The sequence below is a fragment of the Streptomyces sp. NPDC001393 genome (genome assembly GCF_053597455.1).
The window spans coordinates 227,973-247,933 of record NZ_JBSFIH010000005.1; the positions used below are offsets into that span (position 1 = coordinate 227,973).

23 protein-coding genes and 1 tRNA gene are annotated in these 19,961 nt (G+C 69.0%); 13 read left to right on the plus strand and 11 right to left on the minus strand.

Annotated features, from left to right (window positions below):
• Nucleotides 1-59: 59 nt before the first annotated feature.
• Nucleotides 60-1,253, plus strand: coding sequence for a PP2C family protein-serine/threonine phosphatase (locus ACWC2T_RS09355; RefSeq protein ID WP_388765832.1), 1,194 nt, complete (start codon nucleotides 60-62; stop codon nucleotides 1,251-1,253).
• 24 nt (nucleotides 1,254-1,277) lie between these two features.
• On the opposite strand, the gene ACWC2T_RS09360 is transcribed toward ACWC2T_RS09355, so the two are convergent.
• A complete protein-coding gene (locus ACWC2T_RS09360) occupies nucleotides 1,278-1,760 on the minus strand; it encodes a DUF5994 family protein (protein WP_388765834.1) in 483 nt (160 codons plus the stop codon).
• 244 nt (nucleotides 1,761-2,004) lie between these two features.
• Here ACWC2T_RS09360 and ACWC2T_RS09365 point away from each other — a divergent pair, with 244 nt between their 5' ends.
• Complete coding sequence (locus ACWC2T_RS09365) at nucleotides 2,005-2,289, plus strand: hypothetical protein (protein ID WP_158922448.1); 285 nt, start codon at nucleotides 2,005-2,007, stop codon at nucleotides 2,287-2,289.
• 40 nt (nucleotides 2,290-2,329) lie between these two features.
• On the opposite strand, the gene ACWC2T_RS09370 is transcribed toward ACWC2T_RS09365, so the two are convergent.
• A complete protein-coding gene (locus ACWC2T_RS09370; protein WP_450669777.1) occupies nucleotides 2,330-3,913 on the minus strand; it encodes a site-specific integrase in 1,584 nt (527 codons plus the stop codon).
• Nucleotides 3,910-4,596 (minus strand): helix-turn-helix domain-containing protein, encoded by a 687-nt coding sequence (locus tag ACWC2T_RS09375; protein WP_450669778.1) that lies wholly within the window; start codon nucleotides 4,594-4,596, stop codon nucleotides 3,910-3,912. The genes ACWC2T_RS09370 and ACWC2T_RS09375 overlap by 4 nt, the downstream gene beginning before the upstream one ends.
• 96 nt (nucleotides 4,597-4,692) lie before the next feature.
• Between ACWC2T_RS09375 and ACWC2T_RS09380 the strand changes: the two genes are divergently transcribed.
• From ACWC2T_RS09380 to ACWC2T_RS09400, 5 genes are all read left to right on the plus strand, one after another.
• Nucleotides 4,693-4,932 carry a hypothetical protein gene (locus tag ACWC2T_RS09380; RefSeq protein WP_388576004.1) on the plus strand — a complete coding sequence of 80 codons (240 nt, stop codon included), beginning with the start codon at nucleotides 4,693-4,695 and terminating at the stop codon, nucleotides 4,930-4,932.
• A 263-nt stretch (nucleotides 4,933-5,195) separates the two neighbouring features.
• Nucleotides 5,196-6,458, plus strand: coding sequence for a DUF3631 domain-containing protein (locus tag ACWC2T_RS09385; RefSeq protein ID WP_450669779.1), 1,263 nt, complete (start codon nucleotides 5,196-5,198; stop codon nucleotides 6,456-6,458).
• A gap of 489 nt (nucleotides 6,459-6,947) precedes the next feature.
• On the plus strand, nucleotides 6,948-7,745 hold the full coding sequence (locus ACWC2T_RS09390; RefSeq protein ID WP_388576008.1) for a DUF2637 domain-containing protein: 798 nt from the start codon (nucleotides 6,948-6,950) through the stop codon (nucleotides 7,743-7,745).
• A gap of 346 nt (nucleotides 7,746-8,091) precedes the next feature.
• Nucleotides 8,092-8,652, plus strand: a complete 561-nt coding sequence (locus tag ACWC2T_RS09395) for a MobC family plasmid mobilization relaxosome protein (protein ID WP_388576010.1) — start codon at nucleotides 8,092-8,094, stop codon at nucleotides 8,650-8,652.
• Entirely contained in the window at nucleotides 8,649-10,373 is a 1,725-nt protein-coding gene (locus ACWC2T_RS09400; protein ID WP_450669780.1) for a relaxase/mobilization nuclease domain-containing protein, read from the plus strand. The genes ACWC2T_RS09395 and ACWC2T_RS09400 overlap by 4 nt, the downstream gene beginning before the upstream one ends.
• 61 nt (nucleotides 10,374-10,434) lie before the next feature.
• Here the strand turns inward: ACWC2T_RS09400 and ACWC2T_RS09405 are convergent, their stop codons facing one another.
• From ACWC2T_RS09405 to ACWC2T_RS09430, 6 genes are all read right to left on the minus strand, one after another.
• The gene (locus ACWC2T_RS09405) at nucleotides 10,435-10,800 is read right to left on the minus strand and encodes a DNA glycosylase family protein (protein WP_388576014.1); all 366 of its coding nucleotides are present in this window, start codon (nucleotides 10,798-10,800) and stop codon (nucleotides 10,435-10,437) included.
• 894 nt (nucleotides 10,801-11,694) lie between these two features.
• Nucleotides 11,695-12,282 (minus strand): class IV adenylate cyclase, encoded by a 588-nt coding sequence (locus ACWC2T_RS09410; RefSeq protein ID WP_125499778.1) that lies wholly within the window; start codon nucleotides 12,280-12,282, stop codon nucleotides 11,695-11,697.
• 11 nt (nucleotides 12,283-12,293) lie between these two features.
• Nucleotides 12,294-12,956: a methyltransferase domain-containing protein gene (locus tag ACWC2T_RS09415; RefSeq protein WP_168132383.1), complete on the minus strand. Its 663-nt coding sequence runs from the start codon at nucleotides 12,954-12,956 to the stop codon at nucleotides 12,294-12,296.
• Nucleotides 12,874-13,446, minus strand: coding sequence for a hypothetical protein (locus tag ACWC2T_RS09420; RefSeq protein WP_125499776.1), 573 nt, complete (start codon nucleotides 13,444-13,446; stop codon nucleotides 12,874-12,876). The genes ACWC2T_RS09415 and ACWC2T_RS09420 overlap by 83 nt, the downstream gene beginning before the upstream one ends.
• Nucleotides 13,447-13,507: 61 nt before the next feature.
• Entirely contained in the window at nucleotides 13,508-14,410 is a 903-nt protein-coding gene (locus tag ACWC2T_RS09425; RefSeq protein ID WP_388576019.1) for a radical SAM protein, read from the minus strand.
• Nucleotides 14,411-14,515: 105 nt separating this feature from the next.
• Nucleotides 14,516-15,208: an HAD family hydrolase gene (locus ACWC2T_RS09430; RefSeq protein WP_125499774.1), complete on the minus strand. Its 693-nt coding sequence runs from the start codon at nucleotides 15,206-15,208 to the stop codon at nucleotides 14,516-14,518.
• A gap of 97 nt (nucleotides 15,209-15,305) precedes the next feature.
• On the opposite strand from ACWC2T_RS09430, the gene ACWC2T_RS09435 reads away from it, so the two are divergent.
• Together ACWC2T_RS09435 and ACWC2T_RS09440 are read left to right on the plus strand one after the other, a co-directional pair.
• Nucleotides 15,306-16,079, plus strand: coding sequence for a helix-turn-helix domain-containing protein (locus ACWC2T_RS09435; RefSeq protein ID WP_185867937.1), 774 nt, complete (start codon nucleotides 15,306-15,308; stop codon nucleotides 16,077-16,079).
• Nucleotides 16,066-16,533, plus strand: coding sequence for an NUDIX hydrolase (locus ACWC2T_RS09440; RefSeq protein ID WP_125499773.1), 468 nt, complete (start codon nucleotides 16,066-16,068; stop codon nucleotides 16,531-16,533). Before ACWC2T_RS09435 ends, ACWC2T_RS09440 begins: the two co-directional genes overlap by 14 nt.
• On the opposite strand, the gene ACWC2T_RS09445 is transcribed toward ACWC2T_RS09440, so the two are convergent.
• Nucleotides 16,521-17,084: an HD domain-containing protein gene (locus ACWC2T_RS09445; RefSeq protein WP_450669781.1), complete on the minus strand. Its 564-nt coding sequence runs from the start codon at nucleotides 17,082-17,084 to the stop codon at nucleotides 16,521-16,523. The two genes, ACWC2T_RS09440 and ACWC2T_RS09445, sit on opposite strands and share 13 nt — an antisense overlap.
• A 113-nt stretch (nucleotides 17,085-17,197) precedes the next feature.
• Between ACWC2T_RS09445 and ACWC2T_RS09450 the strand changes: the two genes are divergently transcribed.
• The 4 genes from ACWC2T_RS09450 to ACWC2T_RS09465 all read left to right on the plus strand — a co-directional run bounded on the left by ACWC2T_RS09450 (nucleotide 17,198) and on the right by ACWC2T_RS09465 (nucleotide 19,229).
• A complete protein-coding gene (locus ACWC2T_RS09450) occupies nucleotides 17,198-18,220 on the plus strand; it encodes a hypothetical protein (RefSeq protein ID WP_382077161.1) in 1,023 nt (340 codons plus the stop codon).
• 150 nt (nucleotides 18,221-18,370) lie between these two features.
• A tRNA-Lys gene (locus tag ACWC2T_RS09455) sits at nucleotides 18,371-18,444 on the plus strand.
• 392 nt (nucleotides 18,445-18,836) lie between these two features.
• Complete coding sequence (locus ACWC2T_RS09460; protein ID WP_450669782.1) at nucleotides 18,837-18,965, plus strand: hypothetical protein; 129 nt, start codon at nucleotides 18,837-18,839, stop codon at nucleotides 18,963-18,965.
• Between the two features lie 3 nt (nucleotides 18,966-18,968).
• Nucleotides 18,969-19,229 carry a hypothetical protein gene (locus ACWC2T_RS09465; RefSeq protein WP_450669783.1) on the plus strand — a complete coding sequence of 87 codons (261 nt, stop codon included), beginning with the start codon at nucleotides 18,969-18,971 and terminating at the stop codon, nucleotides 19,227-19,229.
• A 44-nt stretch (nucleotides 19,230-19,273) separates the two neighbouring features.
• Here ACWC2T_RS09465 and ACWC2T_RS09470 read toward each other — a convergent pair whose 3' ends face one another.
• A complete protein-coding gene (locus ACWC2T_RS09470) occupies nucleotides 19,274-19,906 on the minus strand; it encodes a GTP cyclohydrolase II (protein ID WP_450669784.1) in 633 nt (210 codons plus the stop codon).
• Between the last annotated feature and the right edge of the window lie 55 nt (nucleotides 19,907-19,961).

Here is a 19,961-nt window from a genome sequence, read left to right on the forward strand (position 1 = left end):
GTCCTTTCGCCGGTCGACCCCGCCGCCGGTGTCCGTGTGGATCACAGCGGGTGAGCGGGATGACGGCCGAACCGGGCACGGACCGCTCCGAGAGCTTCGGGGAAGCGCTTCTGGGGGCGGTTCTCGACCGGGCGCACGAGCTCCCGCCCCACCTCATCGGACCGCTGGTCGCCGACGTGGTGGAGCGGCTCGGCGGCCGCCGTCCGCAGGTGCTGCTCCAGGACTACGGTCAGTTGCTGCTCGTACCTCTGCGCGGTGAGGGCCTCACGGGCGGGGATCCGCAGGACATCGACGCTTCCGTCGCGGGCCGGTGCTTTCTCGACGCCCAGCCCGTCGAGGTGCCCGAGGCCGACGGCGTACGGGTCCACCTGCCGCTGCTGGACGGCGGCGACCAGGTGGGCGTCATGGCCGTGACGCTGGACCGGGTCGATGACGACGACCGGCGGCTGCTGGCCAGGCTCTCCGGCCTGGTTGCCGACCTGCTGGTGACCAAGCACGGCTACTCCGACCTGTTCTTCTCCACCCGCCGCGGTGAGCCGATGAGCGTCGCCGCCGAGATCCAGTGGTCCCTGCTGCCGCCTCTGGCCATGGTCATGCCGCGGGTCGCCGTGGCCGGGATCCTGGAGCCCGCCTACGACGTGGCGGGGGACAGCTTCGACTACGCGCTCAACGGTGACATCCTCCACGTGGCCATGATCGACGCGATGGGGCACGGCCTGGGAGCGGCCACCATGGCCACCGTGGCCATCGGCGCCTACCGTCACGCCCGCCGCCTCGGTACCGGCCTGTCGGAGATCTACGCCGCCATGGACGTCGCCGTGGTACACCAGTTCGGCCCGGACCACTTCGTCACCGCCCAGATGATGCGGCTGGACACGGCCACGGGGCGGATGCACTGGGTCAATGCGGGACACCCGCCACCGATACTCGTGCGCGATCACCGCGTCGCGCGTCGGCTGGTCGCCCCCACGACCCTCCCGGTCGGCCTGGGCGGGCCGGCGCCGGAGGTCAGTGAGCTGGACCTGGAGCGTGGAGACCGCGTCCTCTGCTTCACGGACGGACTGATCGAGGAACACGCCGTGGGTGAGGAGCAGTTCGGTGAGGACCAGCTGATCGACTGGGTGAACCGGCTGGAGAGGACCGGTCGCGGGGTCCGGGCGGTGGCGCGCTCCCTGTCGCACACCCTCAAGCGGGCGCGGGGCGGACACACGACGGACGACGCGACGCTGCTCCTGGTGGAGTGGCGCGGCTGACCGCACCACCGGCCACGACAGGGGTCAGCCGGACGGCCTCTGCCCGCTTCCCGTGTCGATGAGGATCTGCTCCGCCTCGCTGACGTTGCCGGCCAGGACGGCCTGTGCCATCGCCGCGCGGGCGGCCTCGGGCGGCGTGTCCGGTGGGACCACCAGCAGCGAGAAGAGGTCCCGGTCGCCCCGGGTGATCAGGACCGTGTCGTCACCCACCGGGAAGGAGTCCACGTGTACCACGTGGTCGCCGACGACGATCCGGGTCGGGAGCCCCTCCCAGGCCGTGGCATCCAGCCCGACGCGGGTCAGGGGGCCCAGGTGCTCGGTGAGGGCGCTCAGCAGCGCGGGCAGCTCGGCACCGATGTCGCGCGACCGTGGCCACCACGCCCCGTCGAGGACGCCTTCGCGCGATGCCGTCGTCTCCAGCCGGAGCAGTGCACTCCCTGGCCGCACGGCATTGTGTACACCGCTCGGCAGGTGCCTGGAACCAGGGGATGTGTCGGAGCCGGTCATGGAGGACCACCTGTCCGGGATCCGGTGCGAACACGGGATCCGCCTCGCTTCTGACCACGCTACTCCCCATCACCGCGAGCATCAGCGTCGCCGGGAATCGCCGGGACGCCCGCATACAGCGAGGGGAAGCCGCATGAGGGGCTGCGCGGCGGGGCACCCGGGCGGCGGAGGCTGTGAGCGAGGCCGCAAGGCCGACTGCCTGTCGGCATCAGCAGCCTCGGATACCAGCCTGAGAGCGCCAGCTATGACGACACTCCGTGAACGCAAGACCTACCGCAAGGCCGTCCTCCGGCAACTCTACGGAGCCATGGAACGCAACCGACCTGAGGTCAGCGGGGCGGCACTGCGCGAGGCGCTCCGGCTGCCCGACGACGACCTGTCCGCAGCCTGCGCCTACCTGGCCGACGAGGGCCTGATCACCGTCGAGTGGACGTCGCACAAGACGCCCGCCACCGTCTCACTGTCCCATGAGGGCATCCGTTACATGGAGGAGGAAGAGGAGTGGGGTGATCCCAGGCCGAGTGAGTGACGCGGCTCCACGCCCGGTCGCTGCTTTTCGGGCCGGGACTTCAATCCCCGTGTGATGCCTGGGCGGATGTGCCGGTGGCCTGCGGATCGAACGCTGCCGGGGCGGACGGTTCGGCGGCTGCCGGACGAGACCGCGGGATCAGCTTCGCTGCCTTCTCAGCGATTTCGCGGTCGAGCTCCGGGAGCAGGCTCGTGTACGTGTCCGAGGTCAGCGTGATGGTGGAGTGCCGGAGGGTCTCCTTCACCGTGTGGATGTCGCCGCCGCCTCCGTGCGTGAGCGTCGCGGCCACGTGGCGCAGGTCCCGCAGGGTGATGGGGGGCAGGTCGGTCGTGGCGAGGATACGGCGGAAGGTCTCCGACACCGTCTCGGGGTGGAGCCAGGAGCCGTCCTCCTTCGTGAAGACCTTGCCCGTGTCCTGCCAGGCGCCGCCCCAGTCCGCACGCTCCTTGTCCTGGCGGGCCTTGTGGTCGCGCAGCACGGCGATGTTCATGCTGTCGAGCGCGATCGTGTTCGCGCTGCCGTCTGTCTTCGGCTCGGACTCGTAGAGGTCCCAGCCGTCCACCACGATCTCCTTGGCCGGAGTGATGAGGCCGGCGCCGAGATCGATCTCGTGCCAGTCCTGGCCGACCGCCTCGCCGCGACGGAGGCCGCGGGTGCCCATCAGGTGGAAGATCGCGTACAGCCGGTCACCCTCGGCGGCGTCCAGGAAGGCGCCGAACTGCTGCGGGGTCCAGACCATGACCGCGCCGGGGATCTCGCCCGTCTCGCGCCAGCGTCGGACCCGCTCCTCGGTCCAGAGGAGGGGCTTGGGGCGCCTGCCGGACTCCAGCTCGACGTGGGAGGCCGGGTTGAAGATGATCAGCTGTTGGGCGATCGCGGAATTCAGCGCCGCGCGCAGGGTGCGGCGGATCGCCTGCCGGGTGGCCGGGCCGGCGATCTTTCGGAACGGCTTCATCTCCGCCAGCTTGGCCCGCTCGGCCGCGAGCAGCTTTCGCTCGGCCCCTACGGGTCGCCCGGGTTTGCTCGGCTTGCAGCGGGCGATCTGCTCGCGGCGGGCCTCGTTCTCGGCCGCGATCACCTCGTTCTCGTCGGCGATCGCGTCGAACATCTCCACCAGGTGGCCGACGTTGAGCCGGTCGAGGCGCACGTGGCCGATGCGCGGCTTCAGGTGGACGCGGATGTGGGAGGCGTAACCGTTCAGCGTGGTCTTGCGGCGCTTCTTCGCGGCGAACCACTGGTCGAGCCACTCGCCGACGGTGAGGCTGCCACGGAGGGCCAGGCCCGCACGCAGACGGCGTTGGGTCTCCTCGATGGCCGGCAGCGGGGCCTTCTCGGCCGCGACCTCCGCCAGCATGGCGGCGAGGCGCTGGAGGCTGTCGGGGTCGTCCTTGTCCGCGAGGGCCAGCAGGGAGCGGACGTGGTCGAGTTCCGACTGGGCGTCCTTGAGGGACTCGTAGCCGGCGCGGCTGAAGGAGCGACGGGTGCCGTCCTCGCGGGGCGGCAGTTCCTGGCGTATGGAGTAGTAACCGTGCTTGCGGCCCTTGCGCTTGGGGCACGAGGCGCCGAGTTCCTTGCCGGTCTTCGGGTCGCGGCAGGAGCAACGGCGGTAGGTGGAGCCCTTCAAAGGCGTTCCTCCGGGGTGGTTTCGGTATCGGGTTCGGGCGGGTCGACATCGCCCAGTGCGGGTGGCAGATCAGGTGGGGTGGCCCCCTCCTCGCGGAGGTCGCGGCGGAGATAGCGGAGCCTGTACTTGGCCGAGACGGCCTGATCGGCGTACTTGGCCTGCTGGCGCTCGGCTTCTTCCTTCTCGGCGCGGCTGGTGGCCGTCTTGGCCGCGAACCGGGCCTGTTCTTCCTCTTCGAGCGCGGCGAGAGCGGTGCGGACGAGACTGGCGTGAAGCTCGAAGTCGGGGACCAGGCCCGCGTCGTAGCCGGGTACGTCCTCTTCCCCGGTGAAGCGCCGTAGGGCGTCCCAGGTGGGCACGAGGTGCTGGAAGGGGAGTTCCTGGGTCTTTTCGACGTAGCCGACCGGGAAGATCAGGCAGACCGGGTACGTCTCCAGGGCGGCGGCCAGGACCATGACGTCCGCGAGGGGAAGGTTGGCCCGGCGGCCGGACTCCATGTTGGCGATCACGTTGCGCGGGATGGCATGTCCGAGCTGTTCGCACCGGTCCGCCAACTCCTGCGCACTCCACCCCATCTCCTTCCTTCTGCGCCGGACTTCGCCGGCGACGTTGGCCTTGATCCGGTCCGCCCACTCGGGGACGTCGTCCTCGGCACTTCCATCATCGAAGCCGGGTTGTGTCATGAAGACACATTAGCTTGGCCATCCTGGTTCGTAGACGCCTGGAGCCGGACGTGATGACCGCGTTCGCCGAGGGCTGCATGGAAAGGGGCGCACTGCATGTGCGACGACGCGACGGCCGGAGACTCGAAGGGCTCGAAGGGAATGAGCCGGGAGGAGGTACTCGCGCTTCCGGTGGCAGTTGACCTGGACACAAGCAATCGAGCGCTTGGGCTCGGCCGGAGCAAGGGCTATGAGCTGGCGAAGCGAGGCGCCTACCCGTGCAAGGTGCTGCGCCTGGGCAACGCCTACCGGGTGGTGACCGCGGACTTGTGGGAACTGCTGGGTCTGGCGGCGTGAAGGGGCGGCAGCGTAGCAGACGGTTCTGCGCTGAGCTGACACAGAATCGCTGGACTGTCGCCGGGGGTGGACGTACTGTCCGTGTTCCCTCGGGGCACCGAGCGAGTGTCCCGACTCGGGACACAGAGCGTGTTCAGTCTCTGAACGCAGCGAGCCTCTGGCGCGGCAACGCCGGAGGCTCGGGAATCCCCGTCGCCCGTCTCCAACGAACGATCCGCGCCGCTGGGCCTGCATGCCCGGCGGCGCAGAAGAGGAGCCACCTGGTGCAACCTGAGAACCCTGCGCCCTATTCCACCCCCGTGTCCCCTGCCACCGCATGGCCGTCGGTCGCGGTGCCGGGCAAGCCCGACCAGGGCGAACCCGAGCACGCTGCGTCGGTCGCGGCGGCCGAGACCCGGGCGCCGGATCCGGAGCCGACCGTCGGCTCGGCGCTGCTGGACGAACTGCGTGAGCAGATAGCGAAGTTCGTGATCCTGCCCTCGCCGGAGGCGCTGGATGCGGTGACGCTGTGGGTGGCGGCGACGCATCTGCAGCCGGCCTGGCAGCACGCGCCGCGTCTGGCGGTGGTGGGGCCGGCGAAGCGGTGCGGCAAGTCGCGGCTGCTGGACGTACTGACCGAGACGGTCCACGAGCCGATGCTCACCATCAACACCACACCGGCTGCGGTGTTCCGGTCGATCACCGAGGAGCCGCCCACGCTCCTGGTGGACGAGGCGGACACCATCTTCGGCACGCCGAAGATGGCGGAGAAGAACGAGGAGATGCGCGGCCTGCTCAACGCCGGCCACCAACGCAACCGCTACGTCACGCGGGTGGTCGGCAACGACCACACCCCGCACCGGTTCGCCACCTTTGCCATGGCGGCCCTCGCGGGGATCGGTGACCTGCCCGACACGATCATGGACCGGGCTGTGGTGATCCGTATGCGCCGCCGGGCGGAGGGCGAGCGCGTCAAGCCCTTCCGCTCCCGACGCGACATCCCCGCTCTGCACGACCTGCGCGACCGGATCGCTGCATGGGCAAGGCCGCTGCTGGATGAGGCAGCGGACCTGGAGCCGGACATGCCGGTGGAGGACCGGGCCGCCGACACCTGGGAGCCGTTGGTCATCATCGCGGACCTGGCCGCCGGATCCTGGCCCCGTCGCGCCCGAGAGGCGTGCGCACGGATGGTCGCCGCAGAGGTCGAGGCAGAGGAGGACCGGCCCGGCGGAGCCCGAATCCTCGCTCACATCCGCAGGGTGTTCGTAGCCCAGCGCGAGCCCGACAGCCTTACCACGGACGAACTACTCCACCAGCTCCGGCAGGATGCCGAGAGCCCCTGGGCGGAGTGGGGACGCAACGGGCTGAACGCCAAGGACCTGGCAGCGATGCTCCGGGAGTTCGACATCAGGCCCGGCAACGTTCGCCTCCCCGACGGAACCCAGCGCAAGGGCTACATGCGCAACAAGTTCCTCGACGCCTGGCGGCGCTACTGCCCCACTGTCCACTCAGCGGACACCGAGCCTGCCGCCCCCAGCGCAGACTGACCCCCGCATCCCCCGGTGGGCGTCCCTGCCGTCCCTGCCGTGATTCCGCAGGTCAAACGGCATGCAGGCAAGACGGCAGCCGGCGACAAGACGGCAAAGCGATCATGGTGAATCGCTGCCGCCGGGAGGACGCCGCCCGGATCCGTCTTGCGCCGTCCCACGCGTCCTCGCCGTATCACCGCAGGTCACAGCCCCGCCGAGTGGGACGGCACAACGTGGAAGTGCCGTCCCGCCCGGCCGGGGACACGACGAGACGCCGCCGGCAGGCCGCCCGCCGTCAGGCCGCGCCGCACACGCCGGACGACGCCCGAACGCCGCCGGTACGGCACATCCACGCCCTGCCGTACCGGCCCTGACCTGCGCTTGCAACGGCCAAGACGGCAAGACGGATCACACCGCCAAATCCCAGGAGCACCCCGCTTGACCCTCCCTACCCCCACACCCAGCCCCACCTACCGGGGGCACCGTCCCGACGAAGGACGGCTGTCGATGACCAAGAAGGACATCGAGCGGTACACGCTCGGTGCAGCCGGAGTCGTCATCGTCGCCCTCACCATCAGCGGATTCTGGCTGTCGTACGCACACCTCGCCGAGGTCGCCGGACAGCACGGGCTGCGCAGCTCTCCCACTCGCCGCTGGGCCTGGCCGGCGACCTTGGATGCGTTCATCGTCGCGGGCGAACTGCTCATGCTCCGTGCGGGCCTGCGCCGGGTGACCGACAGGTGGGCGATCGCCCTTACGGCCACCGGGTCGGTCGGCTCCATCGCGCTCAACGTGGCCGGGGTCAACGGCACGGGCAGCGCGGGCACTGTGCCGCTGCTCGACTACGTGGTCGCCGCGGTCCCCCCGACCGCAGCGCTGCTGGCCTTCGGCGTCCTGATGCGGCAGATCCATCAGCTCGTTGACCAGCCTGCGGGCCATCCGGAACCCGCGCCGGTCCAGGCGCCGGAACCACCGGTCACCGCCCCCGCCACGCTTGCCGAGGCACCGGCCGAGCCCGCCCAGCCCGTGCCGCCGACCGCCGTGTCGTGCCAGCCGTCGAACCCACCGTCCGAGATTGCGGAGAGCAGGCCGCGCGGTGGCCGCCCGCCCGGCGCCACGCTTGAGGAACTCGTGGAGATCGGCCGGATCGCCCTCGCCGAGCACGGCACGCTCACCCGGTCACTGCTCCGGAATGCCGTCAAGGCCAAGGGCCTGACGATCAGCAGCGAGCGGCAGACCGACGTGATGACCACCCTCCGGTCCGAAATCGAAGCCGCCGCCGAGACCGGTCCGGACAGCGGCTGACCGGAATCTCCACGGGGTGACCGGAACCCTTCCGGTCACCCCGGCCAGTCGGCCACCGGTCTCACTCGCCGCCCGCTTATCCACATCTGTGGACGAGGTGGTGACTGTCCCCACTCCGCCGCCCCCTCCTGCGGAACTGCCCGCCTTGCCCACCCCTCCTGGAGCACCGCCCGTGACGCACAACCCGCACCACCCTCAAGACACCCCAGACGAGCCGATACCGCTGACGAAGTCCTCTACGCTGATGAACCGTCTGCGGCGTGCGTTCGGACGGGGTGCCCCTGGCGGAGCCAGTAGTACCCCGAGTCCGACTCAAGGCCGGTCTTCGGGGGTCTCCGCCCCGGGGGTGGCGGAGACGGCCCAGCGTCAGGGGGCGCAGGACCAGGGGCTCGGGGCCGAGGGCAGCGCCGACCCGGAGACGCTCCACACCGTCCAGCGCCAGATCCTCCACCCCGCACCCGCCACCGTGCCAGCCGCCGAGGATCGAGCCGTGCAGAGCGTCCAGCCGGCGATCCGCCGTTTCACCGGCACCAAGCGGACCGTACGCGTCGGCCCCCTGCGCTTCACCGGCGACGAGCACGTCCTGCTCCAGGAGGCTGCCACCGAGCACGGCTACAAGGGCGAGTCCGGTTTCGCCGCCGACATCGTCCTCGCATTCATCAGCGGCCGGTTCACCGCCAACCTGCCCCTGTCCGAGGACCACCGCCGCACGCACATCTTCCGCGCCCAGGTCCTGCGCCAGCTCAACCGGATCGGCGTCAACGTCAACCAGATTGCCCGAGCCCTCAACAGCGACCTCACCCCACCCGAGATCCGTCGGCACCTTGCAGAACTCCAGGACCTGCTGGAGCTGATCGCCGAAGCCCTGCGCGAGCCCGCCGACCTGGAAACGGAGGCGCCCGCGTGATCGCCGCCATCAAACCGGCCGGGTCCAACACCCGCGGCCTGCTCGCCTACCTCTACGGCCCCGGCCGCCACGACGAACACCTCGACCCGCACATCGTGGCCGGATTCGCCATGCTCGGCATGCCCGACCCCGGCCGCGACGAGAACGCCACCCTCACCGACCTCGCCCGCCACCTCGACGCGCCCGTACGCCTGCGCAACAGCGAGTTCGGAAGGAAGGTCACCGACCACGTCTGGCACTGCCCCGTCCGCGCCGCGCCCGAGGACCGCTACCTCTCCGACGCCGAGTGGGCCGAGATAGCCCAGCGCATCGTCCAGGCCGCCGGCATCGCCCCCGCCGACGACGACCTGGCCTGCCGCTGGATCGCCGTACGTCACGCCGACGACCACATCCACATCCTCGCCACCACCGTCCGCGAAGACGGCCGCCGCCCCAAACTCCACGACAGCGGCCTGCGCATCGGCGACGCCTGCCGCGAGATCGAGAAGGACTACGGGCTTAGGCAGTTGAAGAAGGGCGACCGCACCGGCGCCCGTCGCCCCACCCAGGCCGAGATGCACAAGGCCGAACGCCTCGGCTGGGACAAGACCAGCCCCGAATGGCTCCAGAACCGCATCCGCGCCGCCATTCCCCACGTGACCAACGCCGAGGAATTCATCGCCTACCTCACAGCCGACGGCATCGAGGTCAAGGCCCGGCGGGGCCCGTCAGGAGACCTCCTCGGTTACGCCGTCGGCCGTCCCGGCGACCTCAACGAGAACGGCCAGCAGATCTTCCACTCCGGAGGCAAGATCGCTCCCGACCTCTCCCTGCCCAAGATCAAGGCCCGCCTCGAATCCAGCTGGCCCGAAGAGCACCCCACCGCCCGCCGCAACCGCCCCAGCACCCCCTGGCACCAGGCCACCGACGCACTCGACACCCTCCACACCGACCTGGTCGACGACACCCACGCCCAGGCCCACATCGCAGCCCTCGGCGAACTGATCGAAGCCACCGCCCAGAAAGCACCTGGCAACCTGCGCGCCGAACTCCAAGCCGCCTCCGCGGCGTTCGCCCGAGCCCAGCGCTCCCAGATTCGTGCCGAAGACCGCGCCGCCCACGCCGTGCGAAGCGCGGCGCGCGACATCGTCCACACGGCCACCGGCCCTGACGGCAGCGCGCTGGCTGCCCTGCTCGCTGCCCTCGTCTGGGCCGCCGTCGTCGCTGGGCGCTGGCACGAGGCGAAGGACCATGCTCACCAGGCCGATGCCGCCCGCCAGGCCGTCCAACACCTTCAGGCAGCCGCAGACCGTGCCCTCGCCCCGACGCTCGCCGAACTCACAGTCCGACCGCCCAGGAAGGAAGCCCGTCGCGTTGTCGCGAACGACGTGCGAGCTGCTGTCCCCGACCACGCGGAACGGATCCTCGCCGACCCGGCCTGGCCTGCGCTCGCCACCGTCCTCGCCGACGCCGAAGCCCGTGGCCACCGGCCCGAGCAGCTCCTAAAGGAGGCCGCCAGCCAGCGTGAGCTGACCACCGCTCGCCAGCCCGCCCGCGTGTTGATCACCCGCATCCAGCACACCGGACGAAACCCGGCACCCAACCGCCGCGCCGAGGCAGCCCGCCGCCGCACCACCATCGCCGACGCCTCGGTCGCCGGCCAGCAGATCGGACATCTGCCCGCAGGCACAGGGCCCAGCCAGTCCATGGGCGGCCAACAGGTGGTGCGATCGCGCCGCTAGCGAGGCCGAGGCGTCGAGCTTGCCAGGCAGCCCGAGGAACGGGCCTGCCTGGCAACCCGGGTCACACGCCCTGAGACTTGAATCGCCATACCGCGTGCTCCAGTCCCCCTGGTTCGTGCCCGAGAACGGCTGCTGCTTCCTCGTATGCGGCTCGGAGCTCGTTGTAACGAAGTTCCATGACACCGGCGTCCGCAGCGAAAGCCCGCAGATGTACGTCTACGGCGACCTGCGATCGGCCGACAAGGTTGCCGATGTAGTCGACGCTCTTCGGCCCCACTCCCTTCACCTTGCGCAGAGCGGCCCGATTGTCCTGGTGGTCAAGCCATGCACAAAGGTCGGCACGAGTATCGACACCACTGGAAGCCAGCAGGTCAGTGAGGTCGTGGGCCGTCGCGACCTTCCTGGGACTCTTGAAGTTCATCGCCACGGCAAGATCCTCCGTCGCGAGTCGTTCTCGGAAGCCGCGGACCGTGGAAGCGTCAGGCCACGCCGATTGGAGACGAAGAAGCCTCGGCCGAAGTGTCAGTTCATATTTACAGCGCGCGTGGAAGCTGGCGTCGCAGATGACAGCGCCCATGTGGGTCCACCCACCTGGCGGGTGGAACGGGCCGTCGCCGAGGACAGACCGAACGTGTGCAGCGAGCCGCTGAGCGGGGCTGAGCAGGGCCATGGGCCTATGTTGGCTCGTCGGTCCGAGAATCGGGGCGGGAACAAACACGAATGTTCCGGGGTAGGGCATGGCGGCGCTGGTGGCGAACGTCGCCTCCTTGGCACCATGCGTCGCGGATCGTAAGTTCGAGTCGGCTCCCAGGAGCCTCCCCGGTGGAGCTGGCCGCCGCTTACACGCTGGGGTACCACTGGAATCCCGCCCTGGCCACGGGGCTCGTGCCGCGGGGGAACGGCAGGCTCTTCCGAGACCAGGGCGGGGGCTCAACTGCGTCGCAGGAACCTGCTCTGGCCGCGGTGCCTGCCGGTACGTCGGGCCGAGGGCGGTCCCGCGACCGTGGCTGCGGGAGAGGGATCAGAGGAAGCCGGTTCGTCCCTGCTGAGCAGCGACTCCCAGACGCGCGCTTGGAGTTCGCGGATGCAGGGCCCGCACGCGTACATGGGAGCCTGAGCGCCGGCGACGCTCGCGGGGCCGATCCACAGCACGCGTGTCCAGCGTCGGCCGCAGTAGAGCCAGCAGAAACCGTCGACCCATTCGTTGCCGTCGTCCGTGGCTGCTGGGGCGGGTAGCCCGCCCCGGGCGAATTCCGCGATCCCGGGTATCACCCTGTGCTGTAAGGCGATTTCCGTCAGCATGGTTCGTCGGCTTCCTCGATCAGGATCCCTGGGTCACCGCGGAAGCACTCTCCTGCTTCTCGCCGTCGGAGAACAGCAGGGTGGGCTCGGCGAGGATGTCGCGGCCGGCCTCGCTCTTGTAGATCTCGTCGACGCTGCCGAACCGGGCCTGGGAGTAGTCGAGCCCCAGAAGATCGGCGGCCTGGCGAACGGACGCCTCGTCGGGCCCCTCGATCTCCAGGAACGTGGGGAGGTCGGGCCAGGTGTCGAAGTCGAAGGCGACCTCTCCCAGGCGCCACTCCTCGCGGTAGTTCTCCTGGTAGCGGACCTCGGTGAGGCCGACCCGACGGAGGATGTCGGCCATGGCGTGCAGGTCGGCGACCTCGGTCTCGATCTCCTTGGTGCCGTCGATCGTCGTGGCGTCGGTGACCTGCTTGAGCGTGAGCGTTGAGCGGGTGCCCTCGTCCCGCAGACGGAGCCACGCCCCGCCGTCGAGGGAGTCGTTCTCGAAGATCTTGCGGGTGAGGAGAGTGCGGGGAAGCGCCTGGACGGCGCCGAGGGCAGCCAGCTTGGCCTGCAGGCCGGCGACGTCGACGGCCAGGAACTTCGCCTCATACTCGTGCTTCATGGATCCTTCTCTCAGAGACGGTCGGTGAGGGTGGACGAACGGGCCGCCAGGAGCAGGCCCATGCGATGGATGTGGTCGTGTGGCTGGCCGATGTGAGGCCGCTCGGTGAACTCGTTCGTGCGCAAGGTGAGCAGCACGTCCCAGCCCCCGAGGAAGTGACGGTGCAGGCGCTCCGGAGAGGTGTAGTGCTCCACCAAGTGATGGCGCTTTTCCACGGGCATCATGAACTCCGCACCGAACACACCGCCCGGGCGGACCAGGCGCTGCATGCGATCGACGAACTCGGCGAGAGGGCGGTGGTGGTTGGCACTGTAGTGCCACGAGCAGCTCGTCCAGACCGCCTCGCACGGCACGTCCAAAGGTTTCCCCGAGAGGAAGTCCTCTTCGATCACCTGCACACGGTCGTGGAGTTCCTCCAGCTTGAGCCGGTCGATCAACCCCATGGCGTGCACCTGGCTGTCACCCGGGAGGCGTACCTCACCTCCATGCACGGCGAGCGCGTCGCGTTCGATGGCCACTACGCGGTACCCGGCGGCGGCCAGGGGCAGGACGAACTTGCCGTCGCTCGCACCGACGACGGCGACGGTGGAGTCAGGAGCAACACGTTCCCGCAGGGTCGCGAGGAACTGAGGGAAGAAGGTGAGGGTGTGCTCCCACAAGCTCTGTGTCTGCATGGGAGGGCGCTCCTTGCGTATCGGTGGCGGTGATCACGCGGAGGACTTGTTCGGGGGTGAGCCCCGTGGTGTCGATGCGTCGCATCGGGAACGAGGCGTAGGCATCCGCCACTTGGTCCGTGACGGTCTCCGCCAGCGCGTCCCATCGCGATATCGGCTTGTCCCGGGCTGCGAGGCGGCGCCGGCGTTCGTCGTCAGCGCAGACGAGGTAGTACGTGACGGGAGTCGGCAGCCAGGCCGGCAGAGTGACGCCGAGCCGGGCGCCCAAGGCTCGGTGGCTGGTTAGGCACCGGGCGAAATAGCTCTCCACGACAACCGGAACGCCGCTTCTGAGGAGCCGCTGGATCTCTTCGGCTGCTGTGAACAGTGCGGAGAGGTAGAGGCACATCCGAGCCTCGACGTTCGTCCGCCTGTCCACCTCGCGCCTGAGGGGCTGGTAGAAGGCTGGCACGGTGGGCACAAGGACGGCTTGACGGGCAACGGCGAGCATCGGAGCGATCGTCGACTTCCCAGTGCCCCGTAAGCCTTCCAGGCTCTCGAATCTCGGCTGGTCAGGCACGGGCGTACACCACGTCCGGTACGGAGAGCGTGAGCTCGTCGGTGGCGGAGGGCCTGTGAACGATGCGGTTCGCGGCCTTCTCGTACCAGAACGCGTGGGAGTCCTTGCCCACCGCCTTGCAGGACATGGTGAGCGCACCGCGCGGGTCGGCCTCGATCCGGTCGATCTCGCGAGGACCGCCGGGCGGAGCGCAGACCTCCGGAGCACCGTGCTCGGAGAGGTCCTCGTCGACGATCACCTCAAGCGGCAGCCTGGTCTGCGCGAGCTCTTCGCGGAGCCGGCCGTAGGCGGTCGTGTCAGTGACCAGCAGCTCGGGGTGGTCGGCGGCATTGCCTACCGGCCGCAGGTGGTGGAGCTTCAGTTGCCGGACTCCGAGCTGCCCGAGGATGCTGGCGAGGGGAAGGACCTCGCCGATGTTCTGAGAGGTCACGGTCATGGTCGCGCCCGTCGGGACACCGAGGTCCCGTGCCAGGCTGAGTGAGCTGAGGGCGCTCTGGTAGCTGCCGCGCTTGCGGATGCCGTCGTTGGTCGAGCCGACACCCTCAAGGGAGACCCGGAGCAGGTCCAGGTGCGGAGCGATCTCGGTCAGGCGGCGCTCGATCCGGTATCCGTTGGTGCAGATCTCGACGCGCTGGCCCAGTTCCTGCTTGGCGTGGCGGACGACCTGCGGGAGCTCCCGGTGGACGAACGGTTCCCCGCCAAGGAGGGTGACGGCCTCCGTGCCGTATTCGTCTCGCATCAGGGTGAGGAGTCTGACGGCTTCCTCGGCGGTGAAGGCGTCGGCGTACTGAAGTCGCTTGCCGTGGAAGCAGTGCAGGCACGTGAAGTTGCAGCGGTACAGAAGCTGCAGGTACAGCATCCGGATCTTCCTGATCCCGGTGACTTCCCCGATCACATGGGCTCCTTCGGCTGACTGCCTGGTGGGAACCCCGATGGTGGCGGTCTGCCAGGGGACCTCGTCACCGCGTTCGGGGACGGTCCGAGGACGTCCTGGGACGTTTTACGCGTCCGCGAAGGACTCCAGGATTCCGAGAACCCGCCTGGTGTCCGACAGGTCGGGGAGGATGTCGTAGGCGCCGGCAGCGGCCAGCTCCTCGGCACTGTGGACACCAGAGGCGACCGCAAGGATTGCGGAACCAGTGGCGAGGGCGGCTTCCACGTCGCGGGGGGTGTCTCCCACCAGGACGACGGGCACATCGGCCGCAACGCCACGGAGCTGCTGTATGCGTTCACGCGCGACCGCGACAAGTTGGGGACGGAGCTCGGCGTCTGCTCCGTAGGCGCCAGCAGGCAGATCCAACAGCGAGTCGAGGCCGAATGCGGAAAGCTTCACCTGAGCGTTGGCGGCGATGTTGCCGGTCAGGACAGAGGAGACCCAACCACTTCGTGCGGCAGCGGCCTTGAGTACCTCGTGAACCCCTGGCAAAGCCGTCCCGCGCAGGCGCAGATCATCAAGGCGGTCATGCCCAGCTTGCGCGAGGGTGGCCTCGATGACGGACCACTCGGGTACAGGTAGCCCGTCACGAAGGAACATGTCGCGCATGATGAGTCGATCCGTGCGCCCCTCGGTACGCGCCGGCTCCGACGGTTCGCGTCCCGCGAGTGATGAGAAAGCGGCAGCGTAGATCTCCTTGCTGACCCCCGCGTTCTCGATGAGGGTGTGGTCGATGTCCCACAGGACGATGAGCTCCATGGCGCCAGGGTAGGCAGTCCCTTCGGAGCTCTGCTTCCGTGACAACGTCCCATAACGTCCTTGCGCGATCATGCATGGGGCCGCTTCCATGGCTCCTGTGAACGACCGACTGCACTCTGTGCTCGCGCAGCGCGGCGTCTCGCCCGAATCGCTCGCGGAAGTCTGCGAGGTGGACCCCAAGACGGTGAGCCGGTGGCTGGGAGGGCGTGTTCCACACGCACGGCATCGCTTCCGCGTCGCCCGCCACCTGCGCGTGGAAGAGACCTTCCTTTGGCCGGCGTCGCCTCGACGGCCCGGCCGAGCGCGTGACGGGTTAGGCACCGAACTGGTCGGCACTTATCAGAACCGGGCCAGTGTGCCGCGGGACGTCTGGCTCTCGCTGCTGCGCGAAGCCCAGCACGAGATCGGTGTCCTCGTCTTCTCCGGCACGTTCTTCGCGCAGTCCAATCCGCACGTAGCCAAGATGCTCTCCGAGCGCGCGGCGGAGGGGGTCCGGGTGCGCCTGTGCTTCGGTGACCCGGACGGTCAGGCCGTCGCGATCCGAGGCCGCGAAGAGGGAATCGGCGACACTCTTGCTGCCAAGATCCGAGCATCACTGACGTACTACCGACCCCTGCTGGGCGAGGCAGGGTGTGCCGTACGCCTCCACGACACCACGCTCTACACGTCCATGTTCCGCTACGACGACAACCTCCTGGTCAACCCCCACATCTGGGGGCAACCGGCCAGCGCCAACCCCCTGCTCCACCTCAAGAGGACTGAAGGCACTGGGTGGTTCGACAGTTACGCTCAGAGCTTCGATGCCGTCTGGGCCGCCGCGCGGCCGTGGACGCCCGACCACGAGAGGACCACCGCCCATGGGCAGGACTGAGTACTACAACGACCCGGCCGCCCCGAAGGCAAACACCCTCATCCCTGCCAGCAACCTGCTCGTCGTCGACGAGGCCGGAGCCATTCTTCTCCAGCGCCGCCGTGACACCGGCCAGTGGGCGCTTCCCGGGGGCGCACAGGACATCGGCGAGACCGCGGCAGAGTGCGCGGTACGCGAGTGTCTGGAAGAGACCGGCATCATCGCCGAGATCACGGGCTTCCTCGGCGTCTACACCAACCCGAACCACATCGTCGCCTACAGCGATGGAGAGATCCGCCAGCAGTACGAGAACACGTACATCGGCCGTCCCATCGGCGGAGCTCCCACGATCAACGACGAGGCCGACGGGGTGCGCTTCGTCCAGCCGGCCGACCTCGACCAGTACGACATCCACCCGAGCATGCGCCAGCAGATCGGGGACTACCTGGCCGGCACCTATCCCTACCTCGGCTGAGCCGCCAGCGCCGCCTCCACCCTTTCCACAGAAGAGAGGATCTCAGGGGCCGCACGGCGGATGAACCGGCCGACCACACTGTCCGCGCCATACCGACTGTTGATCTCCGCGATCCGCTCCGGCGCACTGGTCCGGGCGCCGTCGGGCGTCGTCGTCATGTCGCAGTAGACGAGAGCGTCCACCAGTAACGGCTCCTCCAGCAACGGAAACTCCGACGCCAACTCGTCCCGCAGCCCGCGCTCCTCAGCCTCCAGCAGGGCAAAAGAGTGGTTCGCGACCAGCCGCACCAGCCGCTCGTCGGCCCCATGCTCGTCACGGAGGAACCTTGCCCCGTCCAGCGGGTGGAACCCGGTCACGGCCAGCCGAGGTGCGTACCCGATGTCGTGCAGGGTGGCGGCAGCGACGAGAAGAGCGCTGTGCTCCCCGAGAAGCCCCCGGACTTCGGTGGCGCGCTCGGCCACTCCTTGCGTATGGGCCCACCTCCGGGGAAGCTCAGCGGCGAGCTCGGATTCGGCTACCTCCATCGCCCACTTCGTGATCAGATCGGCCATGTCTGGCTTCATGCCCCCAAGGTCTCTCGAACACACCACGGCGCCCCCACCAAGCGGCACCAAACTAGGTCGAGTCGGCAGCGAGTGTCAGCGCTCCACGCCAGGATCCTCCTATGCACATCGACTTGGAGCGCATAGCCGCGATCCAGCGGTCGGTCATCGGAGCTGTGTTACTCGTTGCCATAGTGATGGTGACGTACCGATCGCTTGCCTGGGTCGCGCGTCGGATCCGCCGGATACAAGAGTGGTGGTCGGCCTGGAACGCGAGGGTTGCCGATCGGGACATAGCGCCGACAGCTCAGGCGCTCCAACGGCTTGGTTTGGCAGACCTGCCGATCCATGATCTCCGTGAGGCTGGCCGGAAGACCGCCGGATCCGTAAAACTCCGCTATCAACTGCTCACCTTCGCGGTCAGCATGGGGGCCTTCGACCTGTTGATCGCCGTGATCAAAACCATCGACACTCAGCGGGTGCAACCGGACCTGAGGCCACCGGCGCTGATGCTCGCTGGTGTGACGTTGCCCCTCCTGATGTGGGCCGCCCGGCGTGGCAAGGCCATCGTGGGTTACAGATTCCTGCTCTCGATCATGGCTGCCATCGAGGCGTGCGAGGCTGTGGCCAGCGCGGATACGAGCGCCAGGCATCAGGCGCTTCGGCATCTGGATGACACGTGCTCCATCGTTCGGCGGTCGCTTCTGCGGGTCCACCGGATCTCGAACAGCGTCAGGCGTGGATCTCCCCGGCAGCGCAGCACAAAGCGTCACGCCGCCCTCGTAGTGGCAAAACTGCAGCTTGCCGAGGCGCAGGTTGACACCAAGGGCATTGGTGGGCTCCGCAGTCTGGCCGCGCTGCTCGCCAAGATCGGCAACAGCTACGCTGCCGGAAACGCTGGCAGGCTTCTGCCAGAGCAGAGGCTTCGAGGCACGGTTCCGGTGGCCAACCGAGAAGGGCTTCGGCTGGTTGCCGTGGTCTCCGCTCCAGTAGCAGCGGTTTGCCTGGCCGTTCTGACGGGGCTTCCCTCAGGAGTCGAGACCGTCTTGGCGGCCGCTGTAGCTGTGGTGGCTGCTGCGGCCGCATACGGGCCGCGGGTCGCAATCGCCAAAGCGGCCGAGATCATGAGCATTTTGAAGCAGTAGTACTGCGCTCATTGGTACTGAACGCGCTGCTCAGCAGGTTCTTTTTGCGTGAGCGATGCGTGAGCGGACGATGCGGCACGAGCTGTCACGAGCCACACCGCCCGTCACGGCGCACATGCCCTGACCAGGTGGTTCCGGACCCCGAAGCACGGCCCGGAACCACCCGGCAAGCCTTGGCCAGGACTTTTAATCCATTGGTTGTGGGTTCGAGTCCCACAGGGCCTACAGGTGCGGGGGAGGGGTTATCCCCTCTGACCTGCTGTGCAGCGCCCGGGTCGGCTTCGGTCGGCCCGGGCGCTGCGTCGTTTCCGGGTCCGTGCGTGAGCGGACGAGCCCGCTTCTTGCGGACCCCCGAGCCCGGAAGGACTCCCGAGCCCGGAAGGACTCCCGAGCCCGGAAGGACTCCCGAGCCCGGAAGGCCCGGTGCCCGGCTGGATCTCCCCGGGCTGCTGATGCTGTCTCCCGGACTCGCCCTGCTGCTGTACGGCCTCGCCCGGGGCGGCGAGCGCGGTGACCTCAGCGGGCCCGGTGCCCTCGTGCCGGTGCTCGCCGGCGCGGCCCTCACCGCGGCCTTCGTCCGCTGGGCGCGCCGGTCGGTCTCGTCGTCGGTACGACCGTGCGGATCGCCGCGCGCCGGATCGACACGGTGGCACCAGGCCGGCTGGTCGGGACCGGGATCGCGGTGGCCGCCCTCGGGATGGCGCTGACGGCCTGGCAGGTGGGGGTGCCCGGCGTCGCGTCCTGACGGATGGTCGCGTCGGCGATGGTGGTGGGCGTCGGCACCGGCATGGTCCTGATGCCGACGATGACCGCCGCGAGCCGAGGCCTGCCCGCCGAGCGGCTCGCCGCGGCGAGCACCACGCTGAGCATCAACTCCCAGCTGAGCGCGTCCGTTGGCACGGCCGTGCTGTCGGTGATGCTCGGTACGGCGGGCCTGCACCCGGCCGGCTTTCGCACCGCGTACGCCGTACCGGCCCTCCTGTTCCCGGGCCGTCGGCAGGTGCGGTGACGTGACCGGCAGATCCGTTCCGTACCGAGACCGGCGCGGGCCTTTCAGCCCACGTTGAGTTCGGCCAGCGGCAGTGTGTGCCGGGTCTGGAGGACCTTCGCGCGCAGGTAACGGACGTTGTGGGCCGTGGTGAAGACACCGGTCGGCACCCGGTCCCGTACGACCACGCCCAGTGCGCGCAACTGCTCCGCCTTGTCGGGGTTGTTGGACAGCAGGTCCAGTTCCCCGATGCCGAGCGCGGCGAGCATCTGCGCGGCGGCCGTGTAGTCGCGGGCGTCCTCCGGCAGGCCGAGCGCGGCGTTCGCCTCGTAGGTGTCGAGGCCCTGGTCCTGGAGGGCGTAGGCGTCGAGCTTGTTGTAGAGGCCGATGCCCCGGCCCTCCTGGCGGAGGTAGAGCAGGACGCCACCGCGGTCGGCGATGCGTTCGACGGCCTCGCGCAGCTGGGGTCCGCAGTCGCAGCGGGCCGAACCGAAGACATCGCCGGTCAGGCACTCGGAGTGCAGGCGCACCAGCGGGACGGTGCCGGGGGCGGGGTCGCCGAGGACGACGGCGACGTGTTCCTGGCCGTCGGCCAGACTGTGGAACGTGACGAGTTCGGCGTCGACGCTGTAGCCGTCGTCGAAGCGCAGCGGTACCCGGACGCGGGCGCGCGGCGTGGCGGCGGGGGTGTCGGGCATGCGGGTCCCTCCGGGTGCGGGCATGTGCTTCAGATTTGAAGCAGCGGTACGCAGG

What these genes read in the sequence shown, in the direction of transcription:
- ACWC2T_RS09360 (WP_388765834.1), bottom strand. Translation starts at nt 1,760, where the DNA reads ATGACCGGCTCCGACACATCCCCTGGTTCCAGGCACCTGCCGAGCGGT.
- ACWC2T_RS09445 (WP_450669781.1), bottom strand. Translation starts at nt 17,084, where the DNA reads ATGGCCGATCTGATCACGAAGTGGGCGATGGAGGTAGCCGAATCCGAG.
- ACWC2T_RS09380 (WP_388576004.1), top strand. Translation starts at nt 4,693, where the DNA reads ATGTGCGACGACGCGACGGCCGGAGACTCGAAGGGCTCGAAGGGAATG.
- ACWC2T_RS09430 (WP_125499774.1), bottom strand. Translation starts at nt 15,208, where the DNA reads ATGGAGCTCATCGTCCTGTGGGACATCGACCACACCCTCATCGAGAAC.
- ACWC2T_RS09375 (WP_450669778.1), bottom strand. Translation starts at nt 4,596, where the DNA reads ATGACACAACCCGGCTTCGATGATGGAAGTGCCGAGGACGACGTCCCC.
- ACWC2T_RS09465 (WP_450669783.1), top strand. Translation starts at nt 18,969, where the DNA reads ATGGTCGCGTCGGCGATGGTGGTGGGCGTCGGCACCGGCATGGTCCTG.
- ACWC2T_RS09390 (WP_388576008.1), top strand. Translation starts at nt 6,948, where the DNA reads ATGACCAAGAAGGACATCGAGCGGTACACGCTCGGTGCAGCCGGAGTC.
- ACWC2T_RS09355 (WP_388765832.1), top strand. Translation starts at nt 60, where the DNA reads ATGACGGCCGAACCGGGCACGGACCGCTCCGAGAGCTTCGGGGAAGCG.
- ACWC2T_RS09450 (WP_382077161.1), top strand. Translation starts at nt 17,198, where the DNA reads ATGCACATCGACTTGGAGCGCATAGCCGCGATCCAGCGGTCGGTCATC.
- ACWC2T_RS09420 (WP_125499776.1), bottom strand. Translation starts at nt 13,446, where the DNA reads ATGCTCGCCGTTGCCCGTCAAGCCGTCCTTGTGCCCACCGTGCCAGCC.
- ACWC2T_RS09470 (WP_450669784.1), bottom strand. Translation starts at nt 19,906, where the DNA reads ATGCCCGACACCCCCGCCGCCACGCCGCGCGCCCGCGTCCGGGTACCG.
- ACWC2T_RS09415 (WP_168132383.1), bottom strand. Translation starts at nt 12,956, where the DNA reads ATGCAGACACAGAGCTTGTGGGAGCACACCCTCACCTTCTTCCCTCAG.
- ACWC2T_RS09410 (WP_125499778.1), bottom strand. Translation starts at nt 12,282, where the DNA reads ATGAAGCACGAGTATGAGGCGAAGTTCCTGGCCGTCGACGTCGCCGGC.
- ACWC2T_RS09365 (WP_158922448.1), top strand. Translation starts at nt 2,005, where the DNA reads ATGACGACACTCCGTGAACGCAAGACCTACCGCAAGGCCGTCCTCCGG.
- ACWC2T_RS09440 (WP_125499773.1), top strand. Translation starts at nt 16,066, where the DNA reads ATGGGCAGGACTGAGTACTACAACGACCCGGCCGCCCCGAAGGCAAAC.